Genomic DNA, 11806 nt, shown 5'->3' on the forward strand with positions numbered 1-11806 from the left:
CCTCAGAGGCTGAAGCTGGAGCCGAGGTAGACCCGGCGGACCTCGGCGTTCATCAGCACGTCGTTGGGCGATCCTTGCGCCAGCACGGTGCCGGCATTGAGGATGTAAGCGCGGTCGCAGATGCCGAGCGTCTCGCGCACATTGTGGTCGGTGATGAGCACGCCGATGCCACGCTGCTTGAGGTGGCGGATGATGCCTTGGATCTCGCCCACCGAGATCGGATCGACGCCGGCGAAGGGCTCGTCGAGCAGCATGAAACGCGGGTTGGCGGCCAGCGCGCGGGCGATCTCGATGCGCCGCCGCTCGCCGCCGGAGAGGCTCTCGCCCGGCTGTTCGGCCACGTGGCTGATGTGCAGTTCGTCGAGGAGCTTGCCAAGCTCGGCCTCGCGCTGCTCCGGGGAGAGGTCGGGGCGCAGCTCGAGCGCGGCACGCACGTTGTCGGCGGCGGAGAGGCTGCGGAACACGCTGGCTTCCTGCGGCAGGTAGCCGATGCCGCGGCGTGCCCGGAGGTGCATGGGCAGGGCGGCGATGTCCTCGCCGTCGAGCAGGATGCGTCCGCCGTCGCTCGGCACCAGGCCCACCACCATGTAAAAGCAGGTGGTCTTGCCGGCGCCATTCGGGCCGAGCAGGCCGACCACCTCGCCGGGCGCCAGCTCGAAGCCGAAGTCCTTGACGACCTCGCGCTTCCGGTAGCGCTTGCTGAGTCCCTGGGCGGCCAGCATCAGTTCGCGGCCGCGCGGGCTTTCGGCTGGATGATCATCTGCACCCGGTTGCCGTCGCCGCCGCTGTCGACCTGCCCGGTGTCGAGGTTGTAGCGGATGGTCTCGGCGGTGAGTTCGCCGCGCTTCTGGACCACCCGGGCGCTGCCGGAGAGCACCATGATCTCGTCGTCCGGGGCGTAGCTCACGCGGCTCGCCGAGGCATCGATCGGCTCGCCGCGTTCGTCGAGCTGGCGGATCCGCACCGGGGCGCCTTCCAGCAGCACGCGCACCACCGCGCCGTCACGGCGTTCCACCGTGGCGCGGGCGGCATCCACCTTGAGCGAGCCCTGCTCGATCACGACATTGCCCGAGAGCACGATGCTGTCATCGTCGCCCATGCCGCCCACCTGGCGGTCGGAGCGCACCGCCATCGGCTGCTCGCGGTCGCTCTTGCGCGCCTCAAGGGCGTGCGGCAGCGCCAGCGCGGCGGTTGCGAGCAGGATCAGGATGGAAGATCGCATCGACATCGGCGAGGAGCTCGTAGCGTTGGGCCTGCATGTCCACTTCGAGGCCGGTCGCCCGCAGTATAGAGCGGCCCTGGGTGACGGTCACCGCGGCGGCGGTGCGGGCCTTCTCGGCCTCCGGGTAGACGGTGAGTTCTTCGGTGCTGAAGCGCAGCGGCTGGCCGCCATTGGCCGGGCCCAGCATCTCCACGCCGCCGAGCAGATGCACTTCCTCGTTCTTCGGCCCCACCCAGGCACGGCCGGAACGGGCATTCCAGCGCTCGCCCGGGGTCTTCGAGGGGAAGCTGAAGCGCGGCTCGGTGAGTGTGGTGACCTCGGCCTCGGTGTCGCGCTCGAGCAGCGGCCCGGTGACGGTGAAGCCCTCGCTGCCGTCCTCGCGCAGCGCGGTCATCTCGTAGTTCTCCAGCCGGTAGTCGGCGCGGGCACCCTCCGCCGGCGGCGGGGGCGGCTCGCGCAGCCACCACAGCATCAGGCCGGTGCCAAGGGCGCCGGCGAACAGGAACAGGCCAAGGCCGGTGCGGTTCATTGCAGGAAGCCCGCCAGCACCGCCTCGGCCTTGCCCTGGGCGGTGAGGATGAGATCGCAGAGCTCGCGGGCGGCGCCTTCGCCTCCTGCGGTCCGGGTATGCCAGTGCACGCGGGCCTTCACCCAGGGGTGGGCATTGGCCGGGGCCACGGCAAGGCCGGCGATGGAGAGCGCCCCGAGGTCGACGAGATCGTCGCCCATCATTGCCGCCTCGGCCGGGGTGTGCCCGTGCTTCGAGCAGAGCTGTTCGAGCAGGGCGCGCTTGTCGCGGATACCCACGTGCACTTCGGAGAGCCGCAGCTCGCGGCCGCGGGCCGCGACCACGGCGCTCTCTCGGGCGGTGACCAGGGCTACCCGCACGCCATGCTCTTCCAGCAGGCGCAGGCCCATGCCGTCCTGGATGTGGAAGGCCTTCAGCTCGCGGCCCTCGGCATCCAGCCAGAGCCGGCCGTCGGTGAGCGTGCCATCGACATCGAAGCAGGCCAGCCGGATGCGTGCGGCACGCTCGCGGAGGTCGGCGGGGAGGTCAGGGAACGGGACGTGGGCCATGGCCTTCAGACCACCCGGGCGCGAAGTAGATCGATGAAGTTGAGCGCCCCGACCACCCGGCCGTCCTCCACCACCACCAGGGCATTGATCTTGTGTGCCTCCATGGCGTGCACGGCGGCGCTGGCGAGTTCGCCGGGGGCGATGGTCTTGGGCGAGCGCCCCATCACCTTCGAGACCGGGTCGCGGCGCACGTCGAGACCGGGATCGTCGAGGGCGCGGCGCAGGTCGCCGTCGGTGAACACGCCGACCAGGCGGTCGCCCTCCTCCACCACGGCGGTCATGCCGAGCTTGCCCCGGCTCATCACCACCAGGGCCTGGGCGATGGGGGCGTCGGGGCGCACGCGCGGAACCGCCTCGCCGGCGTGCATCACGTCGCGGATGGTGAGCAGCAGGCGGCGGCCCAGCGCCCCGGCCGGATGCGAGCGGGCGAAGTCCTCGGCGGTGAAGCCGCGGGCTTCCAGCACTGCCACCGCCAGCGCATCGCCGAGCGCGAGGGAGGCCGTGGTGCTGGTGGTGGGGGCGAGATTGTGCGGGCAGGCCTCGGCCGGCACCGAGACATCGAGGTGAACGTCGGCCAGCCGGGCGAGCGAAGAGCCGGGCCGTCCGGTCATGGCGAGCAGCGGCACGCCGAGGCGCTTGAGCGCCGGGGCGATCATCAGCAGCTCGTCGCTCTCGCCGGAGTAGGACAGGGCCAGCACCACGTCCTGCCCGGTCACCATCCCGAGGTCGCCGTGGCTGGCTTCGCCGGGGTGCATGAAGAAGGCCGGGGTGCCGGTGGAGGCGAGGGTGGCGGCGATCTTGCGGGCGATGTGCCCGCTCTTGCCCATGCCGGTGCACACCACCCGGCCGCGGCAGGCGAGGATCCGCGTACAGGCCTCGTCGAAGGCGGGGCCGAGGCGGTCGGCGAGGGCCAGCAGGGCCTCGGCCTCCTGGCGCACCACCCGCTGCCCGGCGGCAACGGCATTGGGAGGCGTGGCGGTGTTGGCGGCCGTTCGGGCGCTCATGGAACCCCTCGGGGTAGAATGGAAAGCCTTGTTAAGTCTACGGCAGGGCCCGCGGCCCTCCTTGCCTCCCACATGAATGCAGAGTTCGTGCGCCAGCTCATCATGGCTGGCCTGCCCGGCGCCGAGGTCCAGGTCGAGGGGGCCGATGGCGTCCATTTCGAAGCCACCGTCATCAGCCCCGCCTTCGCCGGCAAGCCGCCGATCGCCCGCCACCGCATGGTCTACGCCACGCTCGGCGAGCGCATGGGGGGCGAGATCCACGCCCTCGCCCTGCGCACCCTGACCCCCGACGAAGCCGCCCGGAGCTGAGATGGCAAAGATCGTGATCGCCGGCGGCGAGCCGCTGAACGGAGAGGTGCAGATCTCCGGCGCCAAGAACGCCGTGCTGCCCATCCTCTGCGCCACCCTGCTGGCCGACAGCCCGGTGGAGGTCGGCAACGTGCCGCATCTGCACGACGTCACCACCACCATGGAGCTGCTCGGCGAGATGGGGGTGCAGCTGATCGTCGACGAGAAGCTCACCATCACCGCCGATCCCAGGCAGGTCTCGAACACCGTGGCGCCCTACGAGCTGGTGAAGACCATGCGCGCCTCGATCCTGGTGCTGGGCCCCCTGGTGGCCCGCTTCGGCCATGCCCAGGTGGCCCTGCCCGGCGGCTGCGCCATCGGCTCGCGGCCGGTGGACCAGCACATCCGCGGCCTGCAGGCGCTGGGCGCCGAGGTGCTGGTGGAGGGCGGCTTCATCAAGGCCACGGCCAGGCGCCTCAAGGGCGCCCGCTTCGTCTTCGACATGGTCACCGTCACCGGCACCGAGAACGTGATGATGGCCGCCACCCTGGCCGAAGGCACCACGGTGCTGGAGAACTGCGCGCAGGAGCCGGAGGTCGTCGACCTCGCGCACTGCCTCAATGCCATGGGCGCGCGCATCGAAGGGGCGGGCAGCAACAAGATCACCATCCATGGCGTCGACCGCCTGCACGGCGGCCGCTACGACGTGCTGCCCGACCGCATCGAGACCGGCACCTTCCTCGTGGCCGGCGCGATGACCGGCGGCCGGGTGCTGGCGAAGAAGACCCGCGCCGACATCATGGACGCGGTGCTCGCCAAGCTCGAGGAGGCCGGCGCCCACGTCAACACCGGGCCCGACACCATCGAAGTGGACATGCGCGGCCGCCGGCCGAAGGCAGTGAGCCTCACCACCGCGCCCTATCCGGCCTTCCCCACCGACATGCAGGCGCAGTTCGCGGCGATGAACACCATCGCCGAGGGCGTGGGCGTGATCACCGAGACGATCTTCGAGAACCGCTTCATGCACCTGAACGAGCTGACCCGGCTCGGCGCCGACGTGCGCATCGAGGGCAATACCGCGATCATCCGCGGCGTGGAGCGCATGACCGGCGCACCGATCATGGCCACCGACCTGCGTGCCTCGGCCTCGCTGGTGCTCGCCGGCCTGGTGGCCGAGGGCGAGACCACGGTAGACCGCGTCTACCACATCGACCGCGGCTACGAGAACATCGAGGAGAAGCTCGGTGCGCTCGGGGCCCGCATCCGCCGCCTGCCGGGCTGAGCGCATGCAGCGCATCGGCGAGGACATCCTCGCGGCCCTCGACGCTGCCGCCGCCGCCCCGGAGCCGCCGCGCATCGGCGAGGTGCTGGACGGGGGCGGCACCTCGGCCTTCGCCTTTACCCTGCTGGTGCTCAGCCTGCCCTTCCTGCAGCCGATCTCGCTGGGGCCGCTCGGCACCATCGGCGGTCTTGCCATGGCGGGTATCGGCTGGCAGCTCGCCCGGGGGGATGCCCGCCCCTGGCTGCCGAAGTCGGTCGGCGAGGCCCGGCTTGAGGCCCGGCAGTGGGCGCAGGTGGCGGCGGCGGCGCGCAAGGTGCTGGGCTGGGCGGGCAGGGTGGTGCGCCCGCGGCTCGGCCACTGGACCGAAGGCCGGCGCGGCCATCGCATCGCCGGCAGCCTCGTCATCGCCGCCGCCCTGCTGCTCGCCATCCCGCTCGGCGGCATTCCGCTCAACAACCTGCTGCCGGCCCTGGCCATCGTCTGCGCGGCGCTGGCGCTGATGGCCGACGACGGCCTGATGTTCTTGCTGGCCGTGTTCTGGCTGCTGGTGACGCTGGGCTACTTCATCGCACTCTACGAGGTCTTCCTCGCGATGGCGAAGAAGGCCTGGCTGCTCTTCGAGGCCTGGCCGCAGCTCTCGTGGCTGGTCGAGCTGGGCTGGCGCGGCCTCGCCGGCTGAGGCCCCGCCACGCCGGAAGGCGCGGCCACGGGCAGCGCGGCCTTCAGCCGCGGCGCAGCAGGCGCATCTCCACCCGCTCGCCGTCCTCGTCGGTCTGCTCGATGCGTAGCGGCAGATGGCCCTGGTCGCGGTCGAGCCAGAGCAAGGTCTTCTTGCCATCCCCCGGCTCGCGCAGGCGCTCCACGCGGATGCCTTCCTCCGCCGCCGTGCCGAGCGGCACGCGTTCCACCCCGCCGATCCGCCAGGTCTGGGCCTCGACCGCGTTGCGGCCGGCCACCTGGAACACCTGCTCGCCGCGGCGGCCGGCGGCCACCGCCTGCATCAGGGCAAGGGTGACGAGCTGGCGGTCGAGCACGCCCGGCACGTAGGCCTGTTCCTGGCGGGTACCGCGGTTGTCGAAGACGATGCGCCCGGCGCCGGGGTCCACGCTGGCGGCGCGTTCCCGGCTGTTGAAGCTGGTGCGCTGGCGGTAGCGGTATTCCCGGGTTTCCGGCCTGCCCTCGTGCAGGCGGAACAGGCTGCTTTCGTCCACCCGCAGGCCGAGCGTGCGGGCCATGCCCTGGGTGCCTCGGGTCTCGCTGCTGAAGCGCCAGAGGCTGCCCTCGGGCACCAGGCGCAGGGTGGCCTCGCCCACGAGCTCGCCATTGCGGCGCACCTCATAGGTGCCGGTGAAGGGATTCAGCGCGGCCGCCCCGGCGAGCGTGGGCAGCGCGGCCAGGACGAGCAGGGTGGCGGTACGGAGCACGGGAGGCATGCGGGCTTCTTCGTCGTCGGATTCAGGCGGCGGGCCGCAGTCGGCCTTCGCCATCCAGCTGCAGGGGCGCGGCCAGCGCTGCGCCGTGCCAGCGCGGGATGCCGCCCTCGCAGCCGAGCTCGCCGCCGCACCAGGCGGCCACGGTTGCCACCAGCAGCGGATGTTCGCGGGCCAGCACGCGGGCAGCGAGCGTCTCCGGCGTGTCGCCCGCGAGAACGGGCACGCGCGCCTGCGCCAGCACCGGGCCGGCATCCAGCTCGGGGATCACCACGTGCACGCTGGCGCCGTGTTCCGCATCACCCGCGGCCAGCGCCCGCGCATGCGTGTGCAGGCCCGGGTGGCGCGGCAGCAGCGAGGGGTGGATGTTGAGCATGCGGTTCGGGAATCGGGCGATGGCCGCCTGGCCGATGATGCGCATGTATCCCGCACAGACGATGAGATCGGGCTGAACCGCGGCGATGGCATCGAACATCGCCGCATCGAAGGCCTCGCGCGTTGCGAAGCCGTTCGGCTTCATCGCCCAGGCGTGAACGCCCGCCTCGCGGGCTCGCTCGACGGCGCCGCTGGCGGGCTTGTCAGAAAACAGCCCGACCACGCGCCCATCGATGCGGCCATCGCCACAGGCGTCGAGCAGGGCGCCGAGATTGCTGCCACGGCCCGAGGCCAGCACCGCGATCCGCCTGCCCATGGGGTGGCCTGCCAGAGCTTCAGCCGATGCGCACGCGCTCGTGCACCGAGGCGCCGGCATTCTTCACCACGCGGCCGATCGGGCGCGGGGCGAGGCCGGCGCTGGTGAGTGTCGGCGCAAGGGCGGCCACGCCCTCCTCCGGCACCAGCAGCACGAAGCCGATGCCACAGTTGAAGGTGCGCCACATCTCGGCATCGGCGATGGCGCCTTCGCGCTGCAGCCAGTCGAAGACCGGCGGAAGAGGGATCGCGCTGGCCTCGATCTCGAGGCCGAGCCCCTCCGGCACCACGCGGATGATGTTTTCGGTGAGGCCGCCGCCGGTGATGTGGGCCATGCCGTGGATGGGCGAGCCGGCCCCCGGGAAGGCCCGCAGCAGCGAGAGGATGGGCTTCACGTAGAGCCGGGTGGGCGCCATCAGCGCATCGAGCAGCAGCACGCCGCCCACCTGCACGTCGAAGCCGCCCCTGGCGGCGTCGAAGCCGGCACGGGCCAGTACCTTGCGGATCAGTGAGTAGCCGTTGCTGTGCGGGCCGGAGGAGGGCAGGCCGAGCAGCACATCGCCCTCGCGCACCCGGCTGCCGTCGCGCAGCTCGCTCTTCTCCACCGCCGCCACGCAGAAGCCGGCGAGGTCGTACTCGCCCGGGGCATACATGTCGGGCATCTCGGCGGTCTCGCCGCCGATCAGGGCGCAGCCGGATTCCTCGCAGCCTCTGGCAATACCGCCGATCACCGCGGCCGCGGTGTCCACGTCCAGCCTGCCGGTGGCGAAGTAGTCGAGGAAGAACAGCGGCTCGGCGCCCTGCACCAGTACGTCGTTCACGCACATGGCCACGAGGTCGATGCCGATGCTGTCGTGGCGGCCGAGCTGCTGGGCCAGCTTCAGCTTGGTGCCCACGCCGTCGGTGCCGGAGACCAGCACCGGCTCCTTGTACTTGCCCGAAAGGTCGAACAGGGCGCCAAAGCCGCCGAGGCCGCCCATCACCTCGGGGCGGAAGCTGCGCTTGACGAGGGGCTTGATGCGTTCGACGAGGGCATTGCCGGCGTCGATGTCGACCCCGGCGTCGCGGTAGGTCAGGGGCGTGGGCGTGCTCACGGGCGGGCGGCCTTCGGGGCGTCAGGCGAAGCGCACAGTCTAGCAGCCGCGGCATGCCGGCCGGCCTTCGCGGCCCGAACCTCGGTCCGTCCGCCTTCGCCGGCGTTGGACGCTCGCGCCCGGGCTGCGGCACCATGGACGGCCCGCCCCGCCTTTGCCGCTTCCCGCATGGCTCCGTCCCCGATGTCCTGCCTTGCCGCGCTCCTTCTCGGAGTCGCCGGCCTCCTGCTTCCCGCCGCCGTGCCGGCCCAGGGCGCCGCGGGCGAGACCGGGGCCGCGGCGGCGCCGGCCTCGGCCCGCGAGGAGGCCTGGTACACCGCCGAGGTGCCGGTCACCTCGCAGGAGGCGCGCGAGCGCAGCGCCGCCCTCGGTCGCGCACTCGCCCAGGTGATGGTACGGGTGACCGGCCAGCCCGAGGCGGGAAGCCATCCGGTGGTGGCCCGCGCCCTGCGCAGCGCCGAGAGCCTGCTGCTGGCCAGCGAGTACCGCGAGACCGAGGAACTGGCCGGTGGCGTGCCGGTGCGGCGCCTGCTGCTGGCGGCCAGCTTCGAGCCCGATGCCGTCGATGCCCTGGCCGTGGCCGCCGGCCTGCCGCTGTGGACGGGCGAGCGCCCGAAGCCCCTGCTGTGGCTGGCCATCGACGATGGCAGCGGGGCCGGCCCGCGGCTCGTCTCGGCCCAGCAGCTGAACGTGGTGCGCCCCCTGGCCCAGCGCGGCCTCGAGCGTGGCCTGCGCCTCTCGCTGCCGGCCGGCACGGCGGTGGAGCAGGCCGCGGTGTCCAGTCTCTGGAAGCTCGATGCCGCCGCGCTCGCGGTGCTCGGCGGCCGCTACGGCGCCCGCGTGCAGCTCCTCGGCAAGATCGCGCGTGCGCCGGAGGGCGGCTGGGCCGCCGAGTGGCTGCTGGCCGAGGAGGGCAGGGAACTGCGCCGCTGGAACCTCGTCGATCCGCAGCCGCAGCGGGCCATCGCCTCCGGCGCCGATCCGGCCGCCGACGTGCTGGCGGCCCGCCAGGCCATCCGCATCCCGGCCGGCCAACCCGAGGTGCTGGAGGCCGAACTGCTGGGCCTGCGTTCGGCCGAGGACTGGCTGGGCGTGGCGGGCTATCTGCAGACCCTGCCGGTGCTGCGCGGCTTCGAGGTGCAGGAGGCCGAGGGCGACCGCCTGCGCCTGCGCCTCGATCTTGCGGTGGACCGTGCCCGCTTCGAGGCCCTGCTGGCCGCCGGGCGGCGGCTCGAGGTGGCGGCGCCGGGCGAGGATGCCGAAGGCCGGCCCATCGCCCGCTACCGCGTGCCACGCTGAGCCCGGCAGGACACGCGTGATGACCCCCTCCCTGCTCTGGCTACGCCCCTGGCTCTGGCTGGCGGGCTTCGTGCTGCTGGGCGGCCTGCTCTGGGCCCTCGGCCCGGTGCTCACGCCCTTCGCCGTGGCGGCGCTGCTCGCCTGGCTCGCCGACCCGCTGGTCTCGGCCATCGAGCGCCGCGGGCGCTCGCGTACCGCGGCGGTCTTCCTGGTGTTCCTGCTGATGAGCCTGGCGGTGGTGCTGGTGCTGCTGTTGCTGGTGCCCACCCTGCAGCGCCAGGCGCTGCGCGCCCTGGAGTGGGGACCGAAGCTGGGCGGCTGGATCACCGACACCGCGGTGCCCTGGCTCGAGACCCGCCTCGACCTGCCGCTTTCGGCTTACATCGACCCCTCCGAGCTCGGCCGCCTGCTCAAGGAACACTGGAGCCAGGCCGGCGGCGTGGCGGCGAACGTGATCGGCGGGCTCTCGAAGTCGGGCATGGCGCTGATGGCCTTCCTCGCCAACCTGCTGCTCGTGCCGCTCGTCACTTTCTACTTCATGCGCGATTGGCGCGACATGCTCGGCTTCGTGCACGACCTGCTGCCGCGCCCGCTGGAACCCACCGTGGTGCGGCTGGCGAAGGAATCCGACGCCGTGCTCTCCGGCTTCCTGCGCGGCCAGCTCAGCGTGATGCTCGCACTCGGGGTGATCTATGGCCTGGGCCTGAGCCTTGCCGGCCTCGATCTCGGGTTCCTGATCGGCATGCTGGCCGGGCTGCTGAGCTTCGTGCCCTACCTCGGCACCGCAGTCGGCCTCGGCATGGCGCTCATCGCCACGCTGGTCGAACACGGCGATCCGTTCCACCTCGTGCTGGTGGCCAGCGTCTTCGGTATCGGGCAGCTGGTGGAAAGCTTCGTGCTCACCCCCTGGCTGGTGGGCGACCGCATCGGCCTCTCGCCGGTGGCGGTGATCTTCGCGGTGATGGCGGGCGGGCAGCTCTTCGGCTTCCTCGGCATCCTGCTGGCCCTGCCGGTGGCCGCAGTGATCCGGGTGCTCGCCCGCTACGCCCACGACCGCTACCGCGAAAGCCTGCTCTACCAGGAGGCGGTGGATGCCGTGCCGCCCGCGCCGGAGCAGGGCGGGGCAGGCCCCCGGCCGGCGCCGCCCGGCGGCGATGCCGCACCGCCCGTGGCATGAAGGCGCAGCTCCCGCTCGCCCTGCCGATCGGGCCGGACCAGCGCTTCGATCTCTTCGTGGGCCATGACTGGGCGGTGCAGGCGGTGGCCGCCGCTGCCGCCGGCGAGGGCGAGCCCCTGCTTTTCGTCGAAGGTGGCGAGGGCAGCGGCAAGAGCCATCTGCTGCTCGCGGCCTGCCGCGAGGCCGAGGCCCGGGGCCGCCGCGCCCGCTACCTGCCGCTGCCGGCCTTCGCCGGCGCCCTGGGCGAACTCGCGCCGGGCCTCGAGGCCGTGGACCTGCTGGCGGTGGACGGGCTCGAGGCGCTTACCGCCTTCCCGGCCGATGCCGAGGCCATGTTCCACCTGCACAACCGCCTGCGCGATGCCGGCCGCAGCCTGCTCTACGGCTCGCGCCTGCCGGCGGGCGATGCCGCCTGGCCCCTGCCCGACCTGCGCTCGCGCCTCGGCCAGGCCCTGCGCGTCTCGCTCGATCCGCTCGACGAGGCCGGCCGCCGCGAGGCCCTGCGGCGGCGTGCCGCCCGGCGCGGACTGGAGCTGGACGATGCCGTGCTGGACTACCTGTTCCGTCGCGTCGAGCGCGACCTGCGCTCGCTCACCGCCCTGCTCGACCGCCTCGACCGCGCCGCGCTGGCGGCGCAGCGCCGGCTCACCGTGCCTTTCGTGCGGAGGGTGCTGGACGGGGGGGACTGAGAAGTCGGTTAGGTTCGATGTTCAGCCGACATAGACCTCGGTTCTGTGGCGAGCCAAAAAATCGGCGCGCGGCAGGAAGCGCTCGGGTTTCTCAATGGGCTTCTCGTGTAGGTCCACCAGCGCCGACTTCAGTATCGAGTCCTTGGGTGAATTCCGGAGCTGGGTAGAAACCAAGACTCGAAAGTCATCTGAAACCGTGATGATGACCTGCCGGCTTTTTTCGGACCACCGATTAGTTGAGGACGGCTCGGTGGGTTGATGCGGGTTGCTGCTTCTGGAACTCGTCCTTGAACTGCTTGGGTGTCCGGTAGCCGAGGCTCGAGTGTGGCCGATCCTCGTTGTAATGGCGTCGCCACGTCTCGATGATCGCCCGGGCCTCGACCCGGTTCCGGAACCATTCCATGCTGAGGCACTCGTCTCGGAACTTCCCGTTCAAGCTCTCGGCGGTGCCATTCTGCCAAGGCTTGCCTGGATCGATCAGCGCGGTCTCGATGCCCGCCTGCTGCAGCCACTTCAGGATGGCATGGCTGACGAACTCGGGGCCATTGTCCGAC

Annotated in this window: 15 protein-coding genes; 6 read left to right on the forward strand and 9 right to left on the reverse strand. The window is 71.9% G+C overall.

The window, feature by feature from the left end; translation table 11 throughout:
* Positions 1-2 precede the first annotated feature (2 nt).
* From lptB to G408_RS0107515, 5 genes are read right to left on the reverse strand one after another with little or no spacing between them, the layout of a single operon-like run.
* Positions 3-722, reverse strand: coding sequence for an LPS export ABC transporter ATP-binding protein (gene lptB, locus G408_RS0107495; RefSeq protein WP_028770598.1), 720 nt, complete (start codon positions 720-722; stop codon positions 3-5).
* A complete protein-coding gene (gene lptA / locus G408_RS13685; protein WP_051282752.1) occupies positions 722-1222 on the reverse strand; it encodes a lipopolysaccharide transport periplasmic protein LptA in 501 nt (166 codons plus the stop codon). Before lptA ends, lptB begins: the two co-directional genes overlap by 1 nt.
* Positions 1161-1751 (reverse strand): LPS export ABC transporter periplasmic protein LptC, encoded by a 591-nt coding sequence (gene lptC, locus G408_RS0107505; RefSeq protein WP_028770599.1) that lies wholly within the window; start codon positions 1749-1751, stop codon positions 1161-1163. The genes lptA and lptC overlap by 62 nt, the downstream gene beginning before the upstream one ends.
* Complete coding sequence (locus G408_RS0107510) at positions 1748-2299, reverse strand: KdsC family phosphatase (protein ID WP_028770600.1); 552 nt, start codon at positions 2297-2299, stop codon at positions 1748-1750. The genes lptC and G408_RS0107510 overlap by 4 nt, the downstream gene beginning before the upstream one ends.
* A gap of 5 nt (positions 2300-2304) precedes the next feature.
* A complete protein-coding gene (locus tag G408_RS0107515; RefSeq protein WP_028770601.1) occupies positions 2305-3303 on the reverse strand; it encodes a KpsF/GutQ family sugar-phosphate isomerase in 999 nt (332 codons plus the stop codon).
* Positions 3304-3375: 72 nt separating this feature from the next.
* Between G408_RS0107515 and G408_RS0107520 the strand changes: the two genes are divergently transcribed.
* The 3 genes from G408_RS0107520 to G408_RS13690 are packed head-to-tail and all read left to right on the forward strand — an operon-like array spanning position 3376 to position 5552.
* Positions 3376-3612: a BolA family protein gene (locus G408_RS0107520; RefSeq protein WP_028770602.1), complete on the forward strand. Its 237-nt coding sequence runs from the start codon at positions 3376-3378 to the stop codon at positions 3610-3612.
* Between the two features lies 1 nt (position 3613).
* Positions 3614-4873: a UDP-N-acetylglucosamine 1-carboxyvinyltransferase gene (gene murA, locus G408_RS0107525; RefSeq protein WP_028770603.1), complete on the forward strand. Its 1260-nt coding sequence runs from the start codon at positions 3614-3616 to the stop codon at positions 4871-4873.
* A 4-nt stretch (positions 4874-4877) separates the two neighbouring features.
* Positions 4878-5552 carry an exopolysaccharide biosynthesis protein gene (locus tag G408_RS13690; RefSeq protein WP_051282754.1) on the forward strand — a complete coding sequence of 225 codons (675 nt, stop codon included), beginning with the start codon at positions 4878-4880 and terminating at the stop codon, positions 5550-5552.
* Positions 5553-5595: 43 nt separating this feature from the next.
* Here the strand turns inward: G408_RS13690 and G408_RS14790 are convergent, their stop codons facing one another.
* Genes G408_RS14790 through purM form a run of 3 tightly spaced genes read right to left on the reverse strand, consistent with a single transcriptional unit; the run spans position 5596 to position 8087 of the window.
* Entirely contained in the window at positions 5596-6306 is a 711-nt protein-coding gene (locus G408_RS14790; protein WP_169719215.1) for a DUF3108 domain-containing protein, read from the reverse strand.
* A 22-nt stretch (positions 6307-6328) separates the two neighbouring features.
* Positions 6329-6994: a phosphoribosylglycinamide formyltransferase gene (purN, locus tag G408_RS0107540; RefSeq protein ID WP_028770605.1), complete on the reverse strand. Its 666-nt coding sequence runs from the start codon at positions 6992-6994 to the stop codon at positions 6329-6331.
* A gap of 19 nt (positions 6995-7013) precedes the next feature.
* Complete coding sequence (gene purM, locus G408_RS0107545) at positions 7014-8087, reverse strand: phosphoribosylformylglycinamidine cyclo-ligase (RefSeq protein ID WP_028770606.1); 1074 nt, start codon at positions 8085-8087, stop codon at positions 7014-7016.
* Positions 8088-8255: 168 nt separating this feature from the next.
* Here purM and G408_RS13700 point away from each other — a divergent pair, with 168 nt between their 5' ends.
* Genes G408_RS13700 through hda form a run of 3 tightly spaced genes read left to right on the forward strand, consistent with a single transcriptional unit; the run spans position 8256 to position 11252 of the window.
* Positions 8256-9386 (forward strand): DUF2066 domain-containing protein, encoded by a 1131-nt coding sequence (locus G408_RS13700; RefSeq protein ID WP_084628127.1) that lies wholly within the window; start codon positions 8256-8258, stop codon positions 9384-9386.
* Positions 9387-9405: 19 nt separating this feature from the next.
* Positions 9406-10563 (forward strand): AI-2E family transporter, encoded by a 1158-nt coding sequence (locus G408_RS13705; protein WP_037412747.1) that lies wholly within the window; start codon positions 9406-9408, stop codon positions 10561-10563.
* Positions 10560-11252 carry a DnaA regulatory inactivator Hda gene (gene hda / locus G408_RS0107560; RefSeq protein ID WP_028770607.1) on the forward strand — a complete coding sequence of 231 codons (693 nt, stop codon included), beginning with the start codon at positions 10560-10562 and terminating at the stop codon, positions 11250-11252. The genes G408_RS13705 and hda overlap by 4 nt, the downstream gene beginning before the upstream one ends.
* A 232-nt stretch (positions 11253-11484) precedes the next feature.
* Here hda and G408_RS13710 read toward each other — a convergent pair.
* On the reverse strand, positions 11485-11806 hold a 322-nt coding region (locus G408_RS13710), incomplete at its 5' end, for an integrase core domain-containing protein (protein ID WP_037411647.1).

It is taken from the genome of Silanimonas lenta DSM 16282 (genome assembly GCF_000429065.1).
Taxonomy (GTDB): domain Bacteria; phylum Pseudomonadota; class Gammaproteobacteria; order Xanthomonadales; family Xanthomonadaceae; genus Silanimonas; species Silanimonas lenta.